Genomic DNA, 20,833 nt, shown 5'->3' with positions numbered 1-20,833 from the left:
CGGTCAGCGGGTCAGCTCGAGCACGCGGTCGTCGCCGTCGCGCACGTCGCCGCGGCCGTCGGTGTTGGAGGTCGCCAGCCACAGCCCGCTGCCGTCGGGCAGCGTGGTGACCGTGCGCAGCCGGCCGTACTCCCCGGCCAGGTGCGAGACCGGCTGCCCGACCTCGTCGGTCCGCGCCGACCCGTCGGCCCCGGCGCCGGACCCGCCCCCGGCACCGGTCCCGGCCCCGGATCCGTCGAGCGGCACCTCCCACAGCTGCTGGCCGCGCAGGGCGGCCATCCACAGCGAGCCGTCCCAGAAGGCCAGGCCCGAGGGGGAGGCGTCGGCGGTGCGCCAGACGGCGACGGGGTCGACGTACTCCGGCTCCCCGCCGGTGCCCTCGACCCGCGGCCAGCCGTAGTTGGCGCCGGCCTCGATGAGGTTGAGCTCGTCCCAGCTGGCGTCGCCGAACTCCGAGGCCCACAGCCGGCCCTCGTCGTCGAAGGCCAGGCCCTGCACGTTGCGGTGCCCGAGGCTGTAGACCGCGTCGCCGAAGGGGTTGCCGGGGGCGGGCTCGCCCTCGACGGTGTAGCGCAGGATCTTGCCGCCCAGCGACTCCGGGTCCTGGGCCAGCTCGACGTCGCCGGTCTCGCCGGTGCTGACGTAGAGGTAGCCGTCGGGGCCGACCAGCATCCGTCCGCCGTGGTGGTAGGTCGCGCCGGCGGGGATGCCGTCGACGATCACCCGCGGCTCGCCGAGGCGGCGACCGTCCCAGCTCATCGCGGCGATCCGGTTGTCCTCGGCGGTGGTGTAGTAGGCCAGCACGGTGCGCTCGTCGGGCGTGGCGGCCAGACCCAGCAGTCCGGCCTCGCCGGTGGGCTCGGCGGCCTCGACGGTGGCCACGACGCGTGGGCGGCCGGGGTCGCCCGCGGGCAGCAGCTTGATGTCGGTGGTGTCGCGTTCGCTGACCAGCGCGCCGCCGTCCTCGAGCAGCACCATGCCCCAGGGGCTGGTGAGGCCCGTGGCGACCTCGGAGACGTCGAGGTCCTCGCCGGTGCGCGGGGCGTCGGCGCCCCGGTCCTCCCCGGCCGGCTCCTCCGACGCGGTCGTCGACGGCTCGGCCGTGCGGGTGGCGGGGTTGGGCTCGCCGGTGGCGGCCGTGTCCTCGTCGCCGCAGCCGACCAGCACGGCCGCCAGCAGACCGGTGGTCGCGAGGGTGGCGAGACGGCTCGCTGGGCGGCTCGGGAGGCGGCTCGGGAGGCGGGAGATCATGCAGCCATGGTGGCAAGAGGGCCCAACCGGGCGGCCGCGATGTTTCACGTGGATCCCCCGCGCCTCAGCGGCCGCTCACGGGTCGGGCTGGCAGGTGGGGCACCAGAACACCCGCCGTGCGCCGAGCTCGGCCGCCTCGACGGGGGTGTCGCAGATGCGGCACGGCAGCCCCGTGCGGCCGTAGACGTACGTCGCGTCGACGCGACGCGGGCGCCCCGCCGGCCGCTCGCGGTGGTCGGGCTCGGTGGTGAGGATGCGCCCGGCCCTGACCCCGGCCTCCATGAGCACCTTGAGGTCCTCCCACAGGTGGCTCCACGTGGTGGCGTCGAGGTCGCGCCCGGGCAGGAAGGGGCTCACGCGGCTGCGCAGCAGCACCTCGGCGCGGTAGACATTGCCGATGCCGGCCACGACCGACTGGTCCATCAGCAGGGTGCCGATGGGGGCGCGGCTGCGCCCGATCCGGCGGGTGGCGGGCGCGGGGTCGCAGGCGGGGTCGAGCGGGTCGGGCCCGAGACGGTCGAGGATCGCCTGCCGCTCCCCCGGGGTCAGCAGCTCGCAGGCCGTCGGGCCCCGCAGGTCGAACCAGTGGGAGTCGGTCACCAGGCGCAGCCGCAGCGCACCCCGTGGCGCCTCGGGCCCACCGCGGCCGTCGGCCCACTTGCCGTAGAGGCCGAGGTGCACGTGCAGCCACCGGTCGTCGGGCCCGGCGGGCGCGTCGCGGCCCTGCGGCCAGGCCGCGGGGTCGACGTAACGGTGGAAGAGGTGCTTGCCGCGGGCGTGGGTCTGGGCGAGCACCCGCCCGTCGAGCAGGGCCGCGCCCTCGGCGAAGCGGCCCTGCGGGCTGCTGGCCGCGACACGGTGGCCGACGAGCAGGCGGTCGTGGCGCCGGGCCAGACGGTGGATGGAGTGGCCCTCGGGCATGCCCACCAGTGGAGCAGGCCGCTCCAAGCCGCCGTGCCGTGGCCGGGGTCCCGCCGACGCAGCGGCGGGACCCCGACCGGACCCGGCCGGACCCGGCAGGACCGGACCGGGCCGGACCGGGCCGGAGCGGGCTGGGGCGGACCGGAGCGGGCTCAGTCCTTGCGGGTGCGCAGCGGCTTGCGCGGCTTCTTCGGCAGCTGGCTGGCGCGCCCGTGCAGCGCGGTGAGCAGGGTGGCGAAGGTGGTGTCCTGCTCGGGGGTGCGGTCGAAGGTCGTCAGGTTGAGCACCGGCTTGAAGCGCTGGCGGGTGACGGCCTTGGCGTAGGTGAACTCCTTGAGGCCGTCGGGGCCGTGGATGCGCCCGAAGCCGGAGTCGCCGACCCCGCCGAAGGGCAGCCCCGGCACGGCGGCGAAGGAGATGACGGAGTTGACCGCGGTCATGCCGGTGCGCAGCCGGCGGGCGATCTCGGGCCCGCGCTTGGCGGAGAAGACCGTGGAGCCCAGGCCGTACTTGCCGGCGTTGGTCAGCGCGACCGCCTCGTCCATGTCGCGCACCTTGCGCACGGTCACGGTGGGCCCGAAGGTCTCCTCGGTGACGGCGAGGGAGTCCTCGGGCACGTCGACGAGCACGGTGGGCTGCACGAAGCGCTCCCCGACCGTGTCCTCCCCGCCCACGACCGCGCGCCCGCCGCGCTGCAGGGCGTCGCTGACGTGGCTGCGCACGACGTCGACCTGGCTGGCCATCGTCATCGGGCCCAGTTTGGCGGCGGGGTCGTTGCCGGCGTGCACGGCGCGGGCGCGGTCGCTGAGCTCGGCGAGGAAGCGGTCGTAGACCTGCTCGTGCACGTAGACCCGCTCGACGCCGATGCAGGTCTGCCCGGCGTTGGAGAAGGCACCCCAGGCCGCGGCGTCGGCCGCGGCCGTGACGTCGGCGTCGGCGTCGACCAGCAGGGCGTCCTTGCCGCCGGCCTCGATCACCACCGGCGTGAGCCGCTCGGCGCAGGTGGCCATCACCCGCTTGCCGGTGGCCGTCGACCCGGTGAAGGCGAGCTTGTCGATGTCGGCGCGGCACAGCGCGGCGCCGGTCTCGCCGAAGCCGGTCACGACCTGGAGCAGCGCGCGGTCGCCGACGACCTCGCGCAGGCTGTCGGCCAGCCAGCGCCCGACGCCGGGGGTGAGCTCGCTGGGCTTGAACACCACGGCGTTGCCGGCGGCCAGGGCGTAGGCGATCGAGCCCATGGGCGTGAAGACGGGGTAGTTCCACGGGCCGATGACGCCGACCACGCCGAGCGGGAGGTACTCCACCGACGCCGTCTGGTTCGACAGCAGCAGGCCGGGTGAGACCCGCTTGCGGCCCAGCACCTTCTCGGCGTGCGCGCCGACCCAGGCCAGGTGGTCGATGGCCAGCCCGATCTCGAGGGCCGCGTCGGCGTGGGGCTTGCCGGTCTCGGCGTGCACGACGGCGGCGAGCTGGCCGAGGCGCCGGGTCATCACCCCGCGCCACTGGGCGAGCACCTCCTTGCGCCCGTCGAAGCCGAGCGCGGCCCACCAGCCCGCGCTCTGCCGGGCGCGGGCCACCGCGGCGTCGACCGCGGCGGCGTCGTCGACCGGGTGGGTGCCCACGACGTCGCCGGTGGCGGGGTCGAGGGAGTCGAAGGTCGGTCCGTCGGCGGGCCCGCCCTGGCCCTCCGGCAGGCCGAGGCCCTCGGCGTGGGGGTCGGCGTGGGGGTCGGCGTGGGCGTCGAGACCGGTGTCGAGGCTCATCGGTGGTCCTTCCCGGCGGCGGTGCGGCCTCGCAGGAGGTCCGCGGCGCGCTCGCCGATCATGATCGAGGGGGCGTTGGTGTTGCCGCGGGTGACCATCGGCATGACGCTGGCGTCGGCGACGCGCAGGCCCTCGACGCCGCGCACGCGCAGCTCGGGGTCGACCACGGCGCGCTCGTCGGAGCCCATCGCGCAGGTGCCGACGGGGTGGTAGAGGGTCTGGGTCTGGGCGCGCACGTGCTCGACGATCTGCGCGTCGGTGGGGTCGGCGCCCCAGCCCTGCATCGTGGGCAGGCCGGGCCCGACGACGTGGGCCGCCAGCGGCCCGGTCGCGGCGACCTCCAGCATCCGGCGCACCCCCGCGGTCATGGCGTCGAGGTCGGCCTGGTCGTCGTAGTAGCCCGGGTCGATGTCGGGGTGCCAGCGCGGGTCGGCCGAGCGCAGCCGCACCGAGCCGCGGCTGGCCACGTGCACCAGGGTCGGGGCGAGGGTGACGTTGCGGGTGGTGGGCTCGTGCAGGCCGTTGTCGTAGAAGCCGGTCGGCGCCACGTGCACCTGCAGGTCGGGTGCGGCCAGGTCGTCGCGGGTGCGCCAGAAGCCGCCGCCCTCGCCGATGTTGGAGACCAGCGGCCCGGTGCCGGTGGCCTTGGCCCGGGCGAACTGCACGAGCGTGTTGTGGTCCATCAGGTCGGTGGTGTCGCGGGTGCGGAAGACCAGCGGCACGGCCGGGTGGTCGTGGAGGTTCTGGCCCACGCCCGGCAGGTCGACAAGCACGTCGACGCCGACCTCGCGCAGGTGGGCCCCCGGCCCGATGCCCGAGAGCATCAGCAGCTGCGGGGAATTCACCGCGCCGCCGGCGAGCACGACCTCGGCCTCGACGTACGCCGTGCGCACGGTCGGGCCCTGCTGGTAGCTGACCCCGACCGCCCGGCCGCCCTCGACCAGCACCTTCTCCACGAAGGCCCCGGTGCGCACCGTCAGGTTGGGCCGGTCGGCGGCGGGCTCGAGGTAGGCCTTGGCCACCGACCAGCGCCGTCCCTTGCGCTGGGTGACCTGGTAGAGCCCCGCCCCCTCCTGCTCGGCGCCGTTGAAGTCGTCGGTGGGCTTGAAGCCCGACGCGACCGCGGCGTCGACGAAGGCGTGGGTCAGCGGGTGGGTGTAGCGGCGGTCCTCGACGTGCAGCGGGCCGTCCTGGCCGTGGTGGGGCCCGCCGAGGCGGGTGTTGCCCTCGGAGCGCACGAAGTAGGGCAGCACGTCGGTGTGCCCCCAGCCGGTGGCGCCGTGGGCGTCGCGCCAGGTGTCGAAGTCGGCGTGGTTGCCGCGGATGTAGATCATGGCGTTCATCGACGAGCAGCCGCCGAGCGCCTTCATGCGCGGCCAGTAGGCACGCCTGCTCTCGAGCTGCTTCTGCTCGGTGGTGGTGTAGTTCCAGTCCCACCGGGTCTTGAAGAGGTTGGCGAAGGCCGCGGGGATGGTGATCTCGTCGGCGTCGGCCGCTCCCCCCGCCTCGAGCAGCAGCACCGAGACCGACGGGTCCTCGGTCAGCCTGGCGGCCACCACCGCTCCGCCGCTGCCGGCTCCCACGACCACGTAGTCGAAGCTCTCGCGCTCGGCCACGGCACCTCCTCGCCCGGGCGGCCCCTGCCGGGCCGCGATCCCCCGAACCTACGGCGTGGTGGTGGGCGTCACAACGCGCTGTCCACGGCGTCCGCGGCGCGCGGACGTCCGCCGCGGACGCCGAGGCGCCCGCGGAGGGTCAAATCCGCGCCAGATCGGGCTCTTCCGGCCCGACGGCGGGCCCGCGACCGGTGCGTCGACTTGGCAGGAGCCCCCTCGGCGCGGTGGGATCGAGGCTGCGCCGTACGACGACGGCACCGGTCGCAGGCCCCACAACCCTGTGGACGAGCCCCGTCGTCGTCGCGTCATCCGATACTCGACCGGGGTGCTCCGCACCCGAGAGGTGGTTCCACCATGAACAAGACCGAGCTCCGCGACGCCGTCGCGTCCGCCGCCGACATCACCGGCGCCCAGGCCGACAAGGCCGTCAACGCCGTCATCGACTCCATCACCTCGGCCCTCGCCGCCGGTGACAAGGTCACCATCCCCGGCTTCGGCACCTTCGAGACCCGTGAGCGCTCGGCTCGCCAGGGCCGCAACCCGCAGACCGGCGAGACCATGGAGATCGCGGCCAGCACCGCTCCCGCGTTCAAGGCCGGCGCCCAGCTCAAGAAGGCCGTCGCCAAGAGCTGACCCGACCCCGGCCGACCGGCCGGACGTCGTACGACGAGGCCGCCCCCGGGACTCCCGGTGGGCGGCCTCGTCGCGTCCGGGCCGGGCCGCCCCCGGCTCAGCGGCCGAACCAGCGGTCGGCCTCGGCCGGGTCGGTCGGCTCCTGCAGCTCCGGCTCGAGGGTGGCGCCCGCGCGGGCCGCACGCTCGCGCAGCTGGCGGATGAAGCCCATCCGGCCCGGGTTCACGATGTCGTCGCCCTCGGAGATCATCCACAGCTGGATCGCCTTGCCGTGGCGCGGCTGCACCCAGGCGGCGGCGAAGGTTGAGAGACCGACCTGGGTGATCTCGCGCAGGTCGAGGCGGCGGCGCGAGAAGCGGCCCTGCGCCACGAGGTGGTCCTCGTGCACGGTCACCTTGCGCCACAGGTTCGACACCATGGCGAAGCCGAGCACGACGAGCACCAGCCCGACGGGGTTGAGGCGCACCGCCACCAGGAAGAGACCGATGAGCAGCATCGGCACACCCGGCAGCACGGCCACCATCCGCTGCGTGGAGTGGGGTCGGCCGACGAGGTCGTTTGAGGTGGTCGCCACGAGGAGACCCTACGGGTGGCCGTCCGCCCGTCCGGTCACCCAGCCCAGGAGCAGCCATGTCCTTCCAGGTCGTCCCCGCCGACATCGACGCGTTCGCCGACTTCCTCACCAACTACGGGGGTGGTGCCACCATGAGCGGCGCCTGCCAGGAGGCGCAGTCCTACGTCGCCTCCTACTCCGGGGTGCCGCACGACGAGGGCGACCTCTTCGCCGACATCTACCTCGCCAACCGCGGCGTCGTCGAGCGCCTCGACGCCTCCTACCAGCAGCTCAGCTTCGTCTTCGGCGGGTGCGGCATCTCGCTGCGACAGGCGGCCGGCATCTACCGCCAGACCGACGACGCGCAGTCGGCGCGGATGGACGGGGTCCTCCCCGGCACGGCCGCCCCGCCGATGCCGGAGTCGACGGGCAGGCGGCCCGACGCCGGGGACACCACCTCGGCCTTGTCGGCCACGCCGTCGAAGGACGCGCCCATCCCCGACATGGTGCACTGGATCATGGACAAGGCCGGGTGGTTCTCCATCGCCGGCATGGCCATGAAGATCGCCAGCGTGCTGGGGCTCGACCCCGTCAAGGAGCTCACCCAGTCCGTCCTCGGCGACTACGACGAGCTGGCCCAGGCCGGCCACGCGGCCGAGGCGCTGGCCGACTTCGACCGCGCCCTCGCCGCCGCGCTCGAGCAGGGCCTGGTCACCGTGCGCTCGACCTGGAGCGGTCACGCCGCCGACGCGGCCCAGGCCTACTTCATGGAGCTGTCGGGCGCGATCACCGACCACGCCACCGAGCTCGACGAGCTCGGCGCCAAGTACGCCGAGCTCGTGCAGTGCTGCGCCCAGATCGCCGAGGTCGTCGGCGGGGCGCTGGCCACCGCCATCGACCAGGTCCTCATCTGTGTGGCCGAGCTGGCCGCCGCGGGATGCCTCGCCAGCGTGCCCGGGATCAACGTCATCATCGCCGCGATCGGCGCCTACCAGGTCTTCGTGACCCGCGAGGCCATCGCGCTGTTCCTCAAGTACACCGGCAACATCGCCACGGTGGTGGAGAGCTTCGTGGGGCTGGTGCTCTACGTAGACCAGGCCTTCAAGGACACCGACACCACCGATCGGTTCCCGGCGATCCCCTTCACCAACGGCGTCCCCGGATGAGCGCCACCGGAGGCCCCACGGAGCCCGACTACTCCGGCATCGACGCCATGACCCGCGGCGACCAGCGCCAGGCCCGCCAGCTGCGGGCCACGCTCGCCGTGATCGCGCGACGCACCGAGGACCCCGACCTGCGCCGGCTGTGCGTGAGCGTGCTCGGCGGCGAGCAGAGCGTGCGTCGCGTCTTCGAGCACCCGACCTTCTGGGCCATGGCCAGCCGCAACTACGAGAACCTCGAGGAAGGCATCGCCCGCCTCTCCCCCGAGGAGCGCGAGCAGGTGACCGAGCGCCTGCACGACCCCGGCGGGGACATCACCGACGACGCGGTGGTCCAGACCCTCCAGGAGGAGGGTCGGATGCCGCCCGAGGACCCGCCGCCCGGCGGCGCTCGCGGCCGCGACGACCGGGGGCCGAGCCGCTGGGGGTGACCCCGGCGGCGACCGGGCCGGTTACCGGGCCGGGCCGCGGGTCGTCGCGGCCCGGCTCGCACCGGGCGCTCAGCCCGCGGGCTCGACCGACGGCACGTGGCTGACCTGGTCCCAGGTGAAGAGGTAGTCACCGCCGCCGTCGGGCACGTCCAGGGCGAGGTTGTCGCCGCCGGCCGCGCCGCCGGCGCCGTAGTTCTCCTCCCAGCCGCCGTCGACCGCGATCTTCCAGCTGTAGGAGCCCGCCGGCAGCGCGAACCTCGCGTGCCAGCGCCCGTCGGTGGGGTCGAAGGCCAGCCGGCTCTGCTCGCAGGCGGGGTCCCAGTCGCCCGGGCACCCGATCTCGCTCTGCAGGTCGCCGGCCACGACCACGCTGTCGCGCTGGGCCACCGCCTCGGCGGTGCGCACCGTGACGACGTCGCTGCGCACGGCGGGGGTCCCGGGCTCGAGCAGCGTGGCGCGGTAGCGGACCCGCGAGCCGACGGGCAGCCCGGTCACGTCGTCGCGCCAGGTGTAGACGGGCGAGGAGGAGTCGACGCCCAGGCGGGTCCAGTCGCCAGCGCCCACGCGTCGCTCGAAGCGCACCCGCTGGTCGGCCCGCTCGGGGTCGACGCCCGCGGTCACCGTCACGGGGTCGATGCTGCTCACCGTGCCGGCCTCGTCGGCCCCGGCGTCGAGGGTGAGCGCCGGAGCGGCGACCCGGGCCGCGCGCACCTGGCTCGACCGGGTGTGTCCGGCGTTGTCGAGGACCACGGCGCGGTAGTCCACGCGCGCCCCGGTGGGCAGCGCGCTGGTGTCGTGGAAGACGCGGTAGGGCGCGGAGTCGTCGGTGCCGATCGAGCGCCACGCCCCGCCGGCTCGTCGGGCCAGGAAGGTGACCTCGGCGAAGGAGGTGGTGTCGACGTCGGCGCGCACCTGCATCCGGCCGCGGGCGGCGGCCGCGGGCGCGGGGCGGTCGAGCTCGATCCGGGGCGCGCGGGTCGAGGCCGGCAGCGCGCGGGTGGCGCGGTAGACCACGGTGGACAGCGGGCCCACCTCCACGGGCAGGCTGCGGTCGCGGCCGGTCACGAGGTCGGCCGGCCCGTCGCCGTGCACCAGCCGGAAGCCGGCGCGAGCGGCGTACGTCGGGACCGCTGCGGTGCGTGCCTCGGTGGAGTTGTTGACGGCCACGACGTACTCGACCTGCTCGCGGGCGTCGGTGCGGGAGAAGGCCACGACGCCCGGCCCGTCGTCGGCGTGGCGCACCTGGAGGGCGCCGTCGCGCAGGGCGGGGTGCTCCTCGGTGAGCGCGTCGAGACCGGCGATGGCCTGGTAGAGCGGGTGGTCGGTGACGAAGTTGTCGTCGGCGCCGGTGCGGTCGGTGCCGAGCTGGGTGTCGTCGGCGTACTCCGGCACCTGGCTGGCGAACATGGTCTGGCGCGCCAGCTGGTCGCCGCCCTCGCCGGCGAAGCCCTGCTCGTCGCCGTAGTAGACGACCGGGTTGCCGCGGGAGAGGTACATCAGCTCGTGGGCCAGGACGTCGCGGCACAGCAGCTCCGCGTCGTCGGCGCCCGGGTTGTCGGCGCGCAGGAAGTGCGCGAAGCGGCCCATGTCGTGGTTGCCGAGGAAGGTGGGCAGCTGGTAGGCGTTCGAGTCGGCGTCGGTGTACCAGTCGTCGGCGGTGAAGAAGCGGGCCACGGCCGCGGCCGAGCCCCCGCGCGAGGCGAAGCCGCGGGCGGCGTCCTGGAAGGGGAAGTCGAGCACCGACTGCATCCGGGCGGTCGTGGTGTAGCGGGAGGTGAAGGCCTTGGCCGCGGTGCCGCTGCCGTCGAGGGCGACCTCGCCGAACATGAAGAAGTCGTCCTTGCCCCGGGCACGGGCGTAGTCGACCATCCCGGGGCCGAACTCCTGCCAGAACTCGTCGTCGACGTGCTTCATGGTGTCGATGCGGAAGCCGTCGATGCCGAAGTCGCCGACCCACGTGCGGTAGATGTCGAGCATGCCCTCGACCACCTCGGGCCGCTCGGTGAAGAGGTCGTCGAGGCCGAAGAAGTCACCGTACTGGCTGTCCTCGCCGGTGAAGGTGGTGTTGCCGCGGTTGTGGTACATCCGCGGGTCGTTGAGCCACGCCGGGACCTTGAGGTCCTCCTCGCCCTCCTCCAGCACCGGGGTGTAGGGGAAGGACGTGGCGGCGTCGAGCTCGGGGAAGGCGCGGCCGGCGACGTCGCGGTCGTCGAAGGCCCGGCCGCCGGCGGTGCGGTAGGGCTCGACGTCCTTGGGCACGTAGGCGGTGCGCGCACCCTCCTCGTAGCCGATGACGTCGGCGGTGTGGTTGGTGATGATGTCGAAGAAGACCTTCATGCCCCGCTCGTGGGCCGCGTCGACGAGCGCCGCGAGGTCCTCGTTGGTGCCGAGGTGGGGGTCGACCTGGGTGAAGTCAGTGATCCAGTAGCCGTGGTAGCCGGCCGAGGGGCCGTCCTCCAGCTGCACCGGCTTGTTCTTGAAGACCGGCGTCAGCCAGATCGCGTCGGTGCCGAGGCCCTGCACGTAGTCGAGCCGCTCGCGCAGACCGACCAGGTCACCGCCGTTGAAGAAGCCCTTGCCGGTGGGGTCGAAGCCGGTGACCTCGCGCTCACCCTCGAGGCCGCCGCGGTCGTTGGAGGGGTCGCCGTTGGCGAACCGGTCGCCCATGACGAAGTAGAAGCTCTGGTCGGTCAGGTCGCCGCGCAGCGAGTGCCGGGCCCGCGCCGCCGGCCGCGGGTCGGCGGCCGGGGCGCCGGGCGACCTGGTCGTGGTGGTGCCGGTCGCAGTGGCGGCGGACGCCGGGTCGGCGGCGGCAGGCGAGGTCACCAGCGGCGTGGCGGCCAGGGGGGCGAGGACCGCGGCGACGGCGAGGCCGAGGAGGGCGGGACGGGCAGGACGTGTGGTGCGTGGCATGGGGGCTCCCGAGATCGATCCGGTGACGTGCGTCACAGCAGGCGACACCGTAGTGGGGGCCGCCGACACCCGTCACCTCCGGGCCCCCGCGCGTCCCCCGCCTCGGGGAGACTGGACGCGTGACGGCCTGGCAGGACCACCTCGGGTTCGCCCTGGGGCTCGGCGCGCTCGTGGCGGCGACGGTGCTGCTGGCCCGGGCGGCGGGGCTGTCCCTGGGGCTGGCACCGCTCACCGCGCTGCTGCGGGCCGTGGTCCAGCTGGGCGTCGTGGCGCTGCTGCTGCGCGGCATCCTCTCCGCGCCCTGGACGGTCGTGGCCTTCCTCGCGCTCATGCTGGCCACGGCGTCGTGGACGACCCGCGGCCGTCTGCGCGGACTGTGGGGCGGGCGCAGCGCGGCCGTGCTCGGCGTCGTGTGCGGCGCCGTGGTCGCCCTGGGCGCGGTGCTCGCGCTGCGCCTGGTCGAGCCGGAGGTGCGCTACGTCGTGGCGGTGGCCGGCATCGTCATCGGCAACGCGATGAGTGCCGCGACCCTCACCGGGCGCACCTTCCTGCGCAGTGCCACCCAGCGGTCCGGGGAGGTCGAGGCCTGGCTCTCGCTGGGCGCCACCCCGACCCGGGCGCACCGCGACATCGGCCGCGAGGCCACGCGCGAGATGCTCCTGCCCACGCTCGACCAGACCCGCTCGACGGGGCTGGTGACCCTGCCCGGCGCCTTCGTCGGCGCGCTCTTCGGCGGCGCGAGCCCGGCCGAGGCCGCGCAGTTCCAGCTCGTGGTGCTCGCGGCCATCGCGCTGGCGATGACCGTCACCGGCGTCGTGGTCGCCCGGCTGGTCGGTCGTTCGCCGTACGTCGCGGCGTGAGCTGCCCGGCGACCGGGTCAGTGGGCCATGTCGACGAAGCGGCTGTAGTGGCCCTGGAAGGCCACGGTGATGTCGCGGGTCGCGCCGTTGCGGTGCTTGGCCACGATGAGGTCGGCCTCGCCGGGGCGGGTCGACTCCTTCTCGTAGACGTCGTCGCGGTGGAGCAGGATGACCATGTCGGCGTCCTGCTCGATCGAGCCCGACTCGCGCAGGTCGCTCATCATCGGGCGCTTGTCGCCGCGCTGCTCCGGGCCACGGTTGAGCTGGGAGAGCGCGATGATCGGCAGCTCGAGCTCCTTGGCCAGCAGCTTGATCTGGCGGGAGAACTCCGAGACCTCCAGCTGGCGCGACTCGACCTTCTTGCCCGAGCTCATCAGCTGCAGGTAGTCGATGACGATGAGCTTGAGGTCGTGGCGCTGCTTGAGCCGGCGCGCCTTGGCCCGGATCTCCATCATCGTCATGTTGGGCGAGTCGTCGATGAACATCGGCGCCGAGGAGACCTCGCCCATCTTGCGGGCCAGCTTGGTCCAGTCGTCGTCGTTCATGTTGCCGTTGCGGATGTGGTTGAGCGGCACCTTCGCCTCGGCCGAGAGCAGGCGCATCGTGATCTCCGAGCGCGTCATCTCGAGGCTGAAGAAGACGCTGGAGAGGTTGTTGTGGATCGAGGCGGAGCGGCAGAAGTCGAGGGCGAGGGTCGACTTCCCCATGGCGGGTCGGGCCGCGACGATGATCATCTGGCCCGAGTGCAGGCCGTTGGTCAGGTCGTCGAGGTCGGCGAAGCCGGTGGGCACGCCGTAGAGCCCGTTCTCCCGGTTGCCGATGGCCTCGATCTCGTCGAGGACGCCGTCCATGATGTCGGAGAGCGGCGCGTAGTCCTCGGTGCTGCGCTTGTCGGCGATCTTGTAGACCTCGGCCTGGGCCTGGTCGACGATGTCGTCGACGTCGCCCTCGCCGGCGTAGCCGATCTGGACGATCTTGGTGCCGGCGTCGACGAGGCGACGCAGGACCGCCTTCTCGTGGACGATCTGGGCGTACCACCCCGCGTTGGCCGCGATCGGCACGTTGGCCGAGAGCGTGTGGAGGTAGGGCGCCCCGCCGATCTTCTGCAGCTCGCCACGGCGCTGGAGCTCGTTGGCCACGGTGATCATGTCGACCGGCTCGGAGCGGCCGTAGAGATCGATGATCGCGTCGTGGATCGTCTCGTGGCTGGGGCGGTAGTAGTCGACGCCGCGCAGCACCTCGGAGACCTCGGCGATGGCGTCCTTGGAGATCAGCATCGAGCCGAGCACCGACTGCTCGGCGGCCATGTCCTGCGGGGGCGTGCGCGCGCCGGGGGTGGTCGGTCGCTCGCCCGGCGCGTAGGAGACCGGACCGTCGCCCCAGTCCTCGAAGGGCGGCTCGTCGAGGGGAGCGGAGCCCCCGGAGTGACCGGCCTGCTCGGTGACGCTCATGCTGTGGCTCCTCCTCGTCCCGACCCCGGACCGTGCGTCGGCGACCCCGTCACCGGGTCGCGCCGGGGGTGCCCGGCCGCTGCCGACGGTAGGGACGTCCACCGACAGTCGTCGGACCGTACGTGGTCGGAGGGGGTCGGCGACACCACCTTGTCCACAGGCCCTGGGGATAACTCGGGGTGACCCGTGGACGACACGCGTGGCGTTGTGCACCGCCTGGGGACAACCCTGTGGACAACAAACGGACTTTCCCCGACCGCACCGCGCTGACCTGCGCAAACAGTGCTGAGGCCATGTGGAACCAAAGTATTTTCACGCCGTGGGCGTTCACACCCCGGCTACCGGGCGGATGCCTGGGTGTTTGTCGACAAAGCACCGGGCCCGTGCGATATGCACAGGCAGGCCCGAGTTATCCACTGGTCGCCACGGACTACGGCGGTCAGGACCGGAACGGCCGGGAGCCCCTTACGTGACTACACTGCGACCCGTGCGGCGGGCCGAGGACAGGGAGATCCTGCGCCTGGCCGTGCCGGCGTTCCTGGCCCTCGTGGCCGAGCCGCTCTTCCTGCTCACCGACGCCGCCATCGTGGGCCACCTCGGCACCCCGGAGCTGGCCGGTCTCGGCATCGCCGCCGTGGTCCTCCAGACGGCCGTCGGCCTGTGCGTCTTCCTCGCCTACGGCACCACGGCGGCCGTCGCGCGCCACCTCGGCGCCGGCGACACACGGCGGGCGATGGCGCAAGGCGTCGACGGGGTGTGGCTGGCCGTGGTCATCGGCGCCGTGGTGACCGTCGGCGGCGTCCTGGGCACCACGCCGCTGGTGGCCGCCTTCGGCACCGGACCCGAGGTCGCGGCGCAGGCCGAGACCTACCTGCGCCTGGCCTTCCTCGGCACCACTCCCCTGCTGGTCATGCTGGCCACGACCGGCATCCTGCGCGGCCTCCAGGACACCCGCACCCCCCTGGTCGTCGCCGTCGCCGGCAACCTGCTCAACGTTGTGCTCAACGTGCTGCTCGTCTACGGCCTCGACCTCGGCATCGCCGGCTCCGCGATCGGCTCGGTGCTGGCCCAGGTCGCCTCCGCCGCGGCGCTGCTCGCCGTCGTCGTGCGCGCCGCGCGACGCGAGGGCGCCCCCCTGCGGCCCGACCTCCCCGGCATCCGAGCGGCCGGCCGCGCCGGCGTGCCGCTGGTGGTGCGCACCCTCACCCTGCGGGCGGCGCTGCTCGTGACCACCTACGCCGTGACGCTCGGCGTCGTGGGCGGCGCCCAGGACGCCGACCTCGCCACCCATCAGCTGGCCATGACCCTGTGGACCTTCCTGGCCTTCGTGCTCGACGCCATCGCCATCGCCGCCCAGGCCCTCACCGGTCGCGCCCTCGGGGCCGGCGACCTGGCGGGCACCCGCGCGACCACCCGCCGCATGCTGCAGTGGGGCGTGGGCGCCGGGGTCGTGACCGGCCTGGGGCTGGCCGCGGTCAGCCCCGTGCTCGGGCGGCTCTTCACCGACGACCCCGCCGTCGCCGAGCGACTGGTGCCGGTGCTGCTCGTCGCCGCGCTCGGACAACCGGTCGCCGGGGTGGTCTTCGTGCTCGACGGCGTGCTCATCGGTGCCGGCGACGGCGTCTACCTCGCCTGGGGCGGCGTGGCGACGCTGCTGGTCTACGCCCCGGTGGCGCTGCTGGCCGCACCGACGGGCGGGCTCGTGCTGCTCTGGGTGGGGTTCAGCGCGGTGTTCATGGGGGCGCGTCTGGTGGTGCTCGTCGCGCGCGCCCGCGGCGACGCGTGGATGGTCACCGGGCCGGCTCGCGCCTGACCGCCCCTCCGGCGGCGCAGGGGCGCGGCCTACCATCACGGCCATGAAGCCGCTCCAGTCCGTCGCGATGGGGCTGCTGATCATCCTGCTCGTCGCTCCCGTGCGCGGCCACGACCTGCTCGCCGACCCCGTCGGGTGGGTCCTCGTGCTGCTCGGCGTGCGCGACCTGCCGGTCGCGCGTCGCCTCCCGCTGCTGGCGCTGGGGGCCGTGGCGGGCGCGGTGTCGGTGGCGGTGTGGTTCCCCGAGGTCGCGACCCGCCTGGCCGAGGGCGACCCGGCGCTGCTGTGGAGCGCCAACCTGCCCCAGCTCGCGCTCGTGCTGCTGCTGTGCCACGAGCTGGCCGAGCGGGCGCGCGCCGCGGGCGATACCCGCGCGTCGGCCTGGCTGCGCACCCTGCGGCTGCTCGCCGTCGTCGTCGCCGTCCTGCCCCCGCTGGTCTTCGGCGCCGGCGTCGCCGCGCTCGAGGTGCCGGCGTACGTCAGCGCGCAGCTGCTGCTGCTCGTGCTGGTCTGGCTCGGCTTCCGGTACGCCGCGCGCCCCTGGGCCACCCGCGAGCAGTTGTCTGGAGCAGCTGGGATTCCCGGCGCGGCTTCGTAGCCTGGGCGGGCCCCGGGGCGTTGTCCAGCCACCACCGGTCCCGCTGCCCCAGGAGTCGTCATGCCCACCTCGCCCCGCGTCCGCCACGTCCGCCGCGTCGGACGCCGCGTCGGACTCCTGGCCACCGGCGGTCTCGTCGCCGGGCTGCTCCCCCTGGTCGGCCCCGCCGGGGTCGCACAGGCCGCCGAGGCCTGCACCACCGAGGTGGCACCGCGCAGCGTGCTGGGCCTGCCCACCGGCCCGCCGTGCGACGACATCGCGCCGCCGGAGACCACGATCACCGCGCTCACCCCGCCGCCCAACGCGGCCGGCTACCTGCGCACCGACGACCTGACCTTCACCTTCTCGGGGCGCCACACCGACGGCGACACCGACCCGATCTCCTTCGAGTGCCAGCTCGACGACGACGGCGCGTCGACCAACGACCGGTGGGAGGCCTGCCGGAGCCCGCAGACCTATCAGGACCTCGACGACAGCTCGGCGGCCCCCTACACCTTCCGGGTGCGCGCGATCGACACCGCCGACGACGCCATCGACGCCACCGCCTCACCCGGGCTGCTCGTCGCGGGCGCCGAGACCGACCTGCCCGACCTCGACGAGTCGGCCGCGGTGAGCGTGGTGCGCGTCGACACCGTCGCACCCAACACCTTCGTGCTCAGCTCCCCGCCCCAGCTCGAGGGCTACCGGCTGCCGATCGCCGACTCGTTGAGCCCGCAGGTGCGACTGGCCGCCGACGAGGGCGGCTCGACCTTCGCCTGCGACGTCGACGGCGCCGCCGTGCCGTGCGCGGAGGGTGTCACGACCCTGCGCGGCCTCGGGCCGGGGGACAAGACGCTCACGGTGCGTGCCACCGACAAGGCCGGCAACACCGACCCCACCGTCAAGGACAGCACCGCGGTCTTCGCGGTGCCGGCCGACCTCACCGCGGGCGACGGCGGCCGCTGGCGCTCGCTGCGCTCCGCCGACGCGCTGGGCGGCAGCTTCCTGGAGACCCGGGAGAGGGGCGCGACCCTGCGCTACTACGGGCGCAACGTGCGCGAGCTGGTGCTCATCGGCCCCAGCGGTCCCGGTGCGGGCAGCGTCGAGGTCAAGATCGGCCGGGCCCGGAAGTGGCAGCCGGTGGACCTCGCCACCCCGACCGTGGACCGCCAGCACCTCTACACCGTGCGCGACCAGAACAGCCCGCTGCGCACCGGCACCATCCGCATCCGCGTCACCAGCGACGGTCGGCCCGTGCGGCTCGACGGCATCCTGGCCCACTGACCGCGGGCCACTGACACCCACCCAGCGACACCGAGGGCCCCGGGAACGCCGGACGGGGCCGCCCCTCCCGGAGGAGGGACGGCCCCGTCGGCGTGAGGGCCGCCGAGCGGCCCGGGGTCGTGCTGGGATCAGCCCTTGACGACGTTGAGGGCCACCGTGGCGGACACCTCGTCGTGCAGCTTGACCGACACCTGGTGGGCGCCGAGCGAGCGGATCGGGTTGGTCACCGCGATGGTGCGCTTGTCGACGGCCTCGCCGGTCGCGTCGGTGACCGCCGTGGCGATCTCGGTGACGCTGACCGAGCCGAACATGCGGCCACCCTCGCCGGCGCGCACCTTGACGGTGACGGGCGAGGCCTCGAGCTTGGCCTTGATCTCGGCGGCGTGGTCGTGGTCGCGGACCGCGCGCGAGGCGCGGGCGGCCTTGATCGACTCGACGGTCTTCTCGGCACCGCGGGTCCAGCGGATGCCGAGGCCGCGCGGGACGAGGTAGTTGCGGCCGTAGCCGTCCTTCACCTCGACGATGTCGCCGGGGGCACCGAGACCGGTGACTTCCTGGGTCAGGATGAGCTTCATCTTCTCCGCTCCTCTCAGCGACCGGTGGACGTGTAGGGCAGCAGGGCGACCTCGCGGGCGTTCTTGACCGCGGTGGCGACGTCGCGCTGGTGCTGGACGCAGTTGCCGGTCACCCGACGCGCGCGGATCTTGCCGCGGTCGGAGATGAACTTGCGGAGCAGGGTGGTGTCCTTGTAGTCGACACCGGTCGCCTTCTCCTTGCAGAACTGGCAAACCTTCTTCTTCGGCTTGCGGATCACTGCCTTGGCCATTGTGGTGCTTCCTTTCTAGAAGCCCGTCCCGGAGTGGCTACCAGGTCGGAATGGTTGAGGTGGACGGACAGGACGCCGGTCGAGCGACCGGCGGTGGTGCGGGTCGTGCAGGTGGTGCAGCGCGTCAGAACGGGGGCTCGTCCTGGACGCCGGGGGCGGCCCAGGGGTCGTTGCCGGCCGCAGGGGCGGGACGGGACTGCCCGCCGCCACCGCCGCCGCCGTAGCCACCGCCGGACCCACCGGCACCGCCCGAGGGAGCCGGGCTGGCCCACGGGTCGTCGCCGCCCTGGGAGGACCCGCCCTGCGAGCCTCCCTGGCCGCCGCCGGAGTAGCCGCCCCCGCCGCCCTGACGGGAGGCGCGGGTGACCTTGGCGGTGGCGAACTTCAGCGACGGACCGACCTCTTCGACCTCGAGCTCGAAGACGGTGCGCTTCTCGCCCTCGCGGGTCTCGTAGGAGCGGGCCTTGAGGCGGCCCTGCACCACGACACGCATGCCGCGCTGCAGGGACTCGGCGACGTTCTCCGCGGCCTGGCGCCAGATCGAGCACCGGAGGAACATGGCTTCGCCGTCCTCCCACTCGTTGGTCTGACGGTTGAAGGTGCGCGGAGTCGAGGCGACCGTGAAGTTGGCGACCGCGGCCCCGGACGGGGTGAAGCGGAGCTCCGGGTCGTCGGTCAGGTTGCCGACCACGGTGATGATGGTCTCGCCGGCCATGGGTTCTCCCTCAGGGTGTCGGGTGGTGCATGCGCATCAGTCGGGTCCGATGTCGGTGCTGCCATGGTGGCGGCAGCCGCCGACAACGGCCAGAGGTCCTCCACAGGCGGCGGGGACGGGCTCGGGGCCCGACCTGCCGCCACGCCTCACTTGGCGTCGGGGCGGATGACCTTCGTGCGCAGGATGGACTCGTTGAGCGTGAGCTGGCGGTCGAGCTCCTTGACCGTGGCCGGCTCGGCGTTCAGCGAGATCACCGCGTAGATGCCCTCGGCGTTCTTCTTCACCTCGTAGGCGAGGCGACGACGTCCCCAGACGTCGACCGACTCGACGGTGCCACCGTCCTTGGTGACGACGTTGAGGTACTTCTCGAGCGAGGGCGCGATCGTGCGCTCCTCGAGGCTGGGGTCGAGGATGACCATCACTTCATAAGCACGCATAGCGGTCTCCACCTCCTCTGGACTCGGCGGCCACGGTCTCTCCGTGGCAGGAGGGCTGTGCGTCGCCCGAGCCCCGGCGCACCGGGGTCATCGAGCGTGTCCCGCGCGAGCCCGATCCCATCGGTGGGGAGCGCGCGCGAGGACACTCGAGATTACCAGCGCCCCGACGCCGCCCGGCAATCCCCGTCCCGGCCGCCCCCGGGTCGCCCCCGGGCCGGCCGGCCCCGGTCGGGGGGCTGTGGAGAGCCGCTGCGGCGAGCCGGCGCTCCGGCTAGCGTCGTCACGGTGAGCCCGGTGCCGCCGATCCCGCCCCTGGCGGGTCGCTTCGTGCTGGCCGACCAGGTCGGCGCCGGCGGCATGGGCAGCGTGTGGCGGGCGTGGGACCTGCGTCAGGAGCGCTTCGTCGCCGTGAAGGTGCTGGGGCAGCACGACGCCTCGCTGCTGCTGCGCTTCGTGCGCGAGCAGTCGGTGCGGGTGCGCCACCCCCACGTGATCGCCCCCCACGGCTGGGCCGCCGACGACGACCTGGTCGTCCTGACCATGGACCTCGTGCGCGGGGGCTCGCTGCAGTCGCTGCTGGAGACCCACGGCCCCCTGCCCGCCGACTTCGTCGCCGTCGTGCTGGACCAGCTGCTGCAGGCGCTCGCCGCCGTGCACGCGGCCGGCGTGGTCCACCGCGACGTCAAGCCGGCCAACCTGCTCCTCGACGCGACCGGCTCGGCGCGGCCGCACGTGCGCCTGGGCGACTTCGGTGTGGCCGCGCTCGCCGAGGACGTGCGCCTGACGCGCACCCCCGGTGCCGTCGGCACCGACGGCTACATGGCCCCCGAGCAGGCGGCGGGCGAGCCCCCCGACCCCGGCCAGGACCTCTACGCCGCCGGCGTCGTCGCCCTCCAGCTGCTCAGCGGTCGTGCCCCGACCCGCTCCGGACCGCCACCCACGCCGCCCCCGGGGCGTCTCGTGCCACTGCTCGACGCCCTGACCGCGCACGACCCCCGGCGACGGCCGGCCTCGGCGGCCGCGGCGCTGGGCCTGCTGCGGCGGGCCGGGGTGCCGTCGGGCGCCCCGTGGAGGGACGGTGCCCGGCCCCCGGTGGTCGTGGACCGGCTCGGACCCCCGCCCTGGCCGGCGCCGCCGGGGGCGCGGCCCGTGACGGACCCCTCCCGGGCCCGCCCGCCCGACCGCGCGCACCGATGGGCCCTGGGGCTGGCCGGCGCGGGCTGCCTCGGTGGCGCCGGCGGGCTCGCCGCCGCAGGCGTCCGGCTGCTGGCCGGCTGAGCGTCACCCGGCCCCACGCGCCCACCTCCCCGGGCGGAGGCGGACCCCCGGACGCGGACCCGGGGACGCGGACCCGGGGACCGCGTGCGCAGGGCGCGGGCGAGGGCACCAGCGGGACCAGACCCCGGGAGGACATGGCGCGGCGCCGGTCCGGCGCCGCCGAGCGCGGGCACGACCGAGGGCGAGGGCTCCGCCTCGGGTCAGCGACGCCGGGCCCGGCGCAGCAGGACCGTCCCCGCGCCGCCGAGGGCCACCGCGCCCAGGAGCAGTGCCACGCCGCGATGCCCGGCGCGGTCGCCGAGGAGGTGCTGGCCGCCCGCTGCCCCGGCTGCGGCCACACCTACGAGGTCG

At 74.1% G+C, this 20,833-nt stretch carries 20 protein-coding genes; 9 read left to right on the top strand and 11 right to left on the bottom strand.

The window, feature by feature from the left end; all coding sequences use genetic code 11:
* Window positions 1-3: 3 nt before the first annotated feature.
* The 4 genes from LPA27_RS13550 to LPA27_RS13535 all read right to left on the bottom strand — a co-directional run bounded on the left by LPA27_RS13550 (window position 4) and on the right by LPA27_RS13535 (window position 5,551).
* Window positions 4-1,251 (bottom strand): PQQ-dependent sugar dehydrogenase, encoded by a 1,248-nt coding sequence (locus tag LPA27_RS13550; RefSeq protein ID WP_228942777.1) that lies wholly within the window; start codon window positions 1,249-1,251, stop codon window positions 4-6.
* 75 nt (window positions 1,252-1,326) lie between these two features.
* Window positions 1,327-2,172, bottom strand: a complete 846-nt coding sequence (locus tag LPA27_RS13545) for an Fpg/Nei family DNA glycosylase (RefSeq protein WP_228942776.1) — start codon at window positions 2,170-2,172, stop codon at window positions 1,327-1,329.
* A gap of 152 nt (window positions 2,173-2,324) precedes the next feature.
* Window positions 2,325-3,935, bottom strand: coding sequence for an aldehyde dehydrogenase family protein (locus LPA27_RS13540; RefSeq protein WP_228942775.1), 1,611 nt, complete (start codon window positions 3,933-3,935; stop codon window positions 2,325-2,327).
* A complete protein-coding gene (locus tag LPA27_RS13535) occupies window positions 3,932-5,551 on the bottom strand; it encodes a GMC family oxidoreductase (RefSeq protein ID WP_228942774.1) in 1,620 nt (539 codons plus the stop codon). Before LPA27_RS13535 ends, LPA27_RS13540 begins: the two co-directional genes overlap by 4 nt.
* Window positions 5,552-5,905: 354 nt before the next feature.
* Here LPA27_RS13535 and LPA27_RS13530 point away from each other — a divergent pair, with 354 nt between their 5' ends.
* Window positions 5,906-6,184 carry an HU family DNA-binding protein gene (locus LPA27_RS13530; RefSeq protein WP_056865071.1) on the top strand — a complete coding sequence of 93 codons (279 nt, stop codon included), beginning with the start codon at window positions 5,906-5,908 and terminating at the stop codon, window positions 6,182-6,184.
* A gap of 97 nt (window positions 6,185-6,281) precedes the next feature.
* Here LPA27_RS13530 and LPA27_RS13525 read toward each other — a convergent pair whose 3' ends face one another.
* Window positions 6,282-6,758, bottom strand: coding sequence for a hypothetical protein (locus LPA27_RS13525; RefSeq protein WP_228942773.1), 477 nt, complete (start codon window positions 6,756-6,758; stop codon window positions 6,282-6,284).
* A gap of 56 nt (window positions 6,759-6,814) precedes the next feature.
* Here LPA27_RS13525 and LPA27_RS13520 point away from each other — a divergent pair, with 56 nt between their 5' ends.
* Together LPA27_RS13520 and LPA27_RS13515 are read left to right on the top strand one after the other, a co-directional pair.
* Window positions 6,815-7,903: a WXG100 family type VII secretion target gene (locus LPA27_RS13520; RefSeq protein ID WP_056865073.1), complete on the top strand. Its 1,089-nt coding sequence runs from the start codon at window positions 6,815-6,817 to the stop codon at window positions 7,901-7,903.
* On the top strand, window positions 7,900-8,328 hold the full coding sequence (locus LPA27_RS13515) for a hypothetical protein (RefSeq protein WP_228942772.1): 429 nt from the start codon (window positions 7,900-7,902) through the stop codon (window positions 8,326-8,328). The genes LPA27_RS13520 and LPA27_RS13515 overlap by 4 nt, the downstream gene beginning before the upstream one ends.
* A gap of 69 nt (window positions 8,329-8,397) precedes the next feature.
* On the opposite strand, the gene LPA27_RS13510 is transcribed toward LPA27_RS13515, so the two are convergent.
* Window positions 8,398-11,241 carry an alpha-amylase family glycosyl hydrolase gene (locus LPA27_RS13510; RefSeq protein WP_228942771.1) on the bottom strand — a complete coding sequence of 948 codons (2,844 nt, stop codon included), beginning with the start codon at window positions 11,239-11,241 and terminating at the stop codon, window positions 8,398-8,400.
* Between the two features lie 119 nt (window positions 11,242-11,360).
* Between LPA27_RS13510 and LPA27_RS13505 the strand changes: the two genes are divergently transcribed.
* Entirely contained in the window at window positions 11,361-12,101 is a 741-nt protein-coding gene (locus LPA27_RS13505; protein WP_228942770.1) for an ABC transporter permease, read from the top strand.
* 17 nt (window positions 12,102-12,118) lie between these two features.
* Here the strand turns inward: LPA27_RS13505 and dnaB are convergent, their stop codons facing one another.
* Window positions 12,119-13,552 (bottom strand): replicative DNA helicase, encoded by a 1,434-nt coding sequence (gene dnaB / locus LPA27_RS13500; protein WP_056865078.1) that lies wholly within the window; start codon window positions 13,550-13,552, stop codon window positions 12,119-12,121.
* 487 nt (window positions 13,553-14,039) lie between these two features.
* On the opposite strand from dnaB, the gene LPA27_RS13495 reads away from it, so the two are divergent.
* Genes LPA27_RS13495 through LPA27_RS13485 form a run of 3 tightly spaced genes read left to right on the top strand, consistent with a single transcriptional unit; the run spans window position 14,040 to window position 17,226 of the window.
* Window positions 14,040-15,365 carry an MATE family efflux transporter gene (locus LPA27_RS13495; protein WP_228942769.1) on the top strand — a complete coding sequence of 442 codons (1,326 nt, stop codon included), beginning with the start codon at window positions 14,040-14,042 and terminating at the stop codon, window positions 15,363-15,365.
* 43 nt (window positions 15,366-15,408) lie between these two features.
* Window positions 15,409-15,963: a hypothetical protein gene (locus LPA27_RS13490; protein WP_228942768.1), complete on the top strand. Its 555-nt coding sequence runs from the start codon at window positions 15,409-15,411 to the stop codon at window positions 15,961-15,963.
* A 60-nt stretch (window positions 15,964-16,023) separates the two neighbouring features.
* On the top strand, window positions 16,024-17,226 hold the full coding sequence (locus LPA27_RS13485; RefSeq protein ID WP_228942767.1) for a hypothetical protein: 1,203 nt from the start codon (window positions 16,024-16,026) through the stop codon (window positions 17,224-17,226).
* A 128-nt stretch (window positions 17,227-17,354) separates the two neighbouring features.
* Here the strand turns inward: LPA27_RS13485 and rplI are convergent, their stop codons facing one another.
* The 4 genes from rplI to rpsF all read right to left on the bottom strand — a co-directional run bounded on the left by rplI (window position 17,355) and on the right by rpsF (window position 19,204).
* A complete protein-coding gene (gene rplI / locus LPA27_RS13480; RefSeq protein WP_056865082.1) occupies window positions 17,355-17,801 on the bottom strand; it encodes a 50S ribosomal protein L9 in 447 nt (148 codons plus the stop codon).
* Between the two features lie 14 nt (window positions 17,802-17,815).
* On the bottom strand, window positions 17,816-18,052 hold the full coding sequence (rpsR, locus tag LPA27_RS13475; RefSeq protein WP_056865083.1) for a 30S ribosomal protein S18: 237 nt from the start codon (window positions 18,050-18,052) through the stop codon (window positions 17,816-17,818).
* A 124-nt stretch (window positions 18,053-18,176) separates the two neighbouring features.
* Entirely contained in the window at window positions 18,177-18,767 is a 591-nt protein-coding gene (locus tag LPA27_RS13470) for a single-stranded DNA-binding protein (protein WP_056865084.1), read from the bottom strand.
* 146 nt (window positions 18,768-18,913) lie between these two features.
* A complete protein-coding gene (gene rpsF / locus LPA27_RS13465) occupies window positions 18,914-19,204 on the bottom strand; it encodes a 30S ribosomal protein S6 (RefSeq protein ID WP_082500432.1) in 291 nt (96 codons plus the stop codon).
* A gap of 285 nt (window positions 19,205-19,489) precedes the next feature.
* On the opposite strand from rpsF, the gene LPA27_RS13460 reads away from it, so the two are divergent.
* Together LPA27_RS13460 and LPA27_RS13455 are read left to right on the top strand one after the other, a co-directional pair.
* Window positions 19,490-20,482 (top strand): serine/threonine-protein kinase, encoded by a 993-nt coding sequence (locus LPA27_RS13460; protein ID WP_228942766.1) that lies wholly within the window; start codon window positions 19,490-19,492, stop codon window positions 20,480-20,482.
* Between the two features lie 134 nt (window positions 20,483-20,616).
* Window positions 20,617-20,833 (top strand): hypothetical protein (locus LPA27_RS13455; RefSeq protein WP_228942765.1); only part of this gene is annotated, 217 nt, incomplete at its 3' end.

It is taken from the genome of Nocardioides sp. Leaf374, assembly GCF_916862475.1.
Lineage (GTDB): Bacteria > Actinomycetota > Actinomycetes > Propionibacteriales > Nocardioidaceae > Nocardioides > Nocardioides kribbensis.
This window is presented reverse-complemented; position numbering and strand designations above follow the sequence as displayed.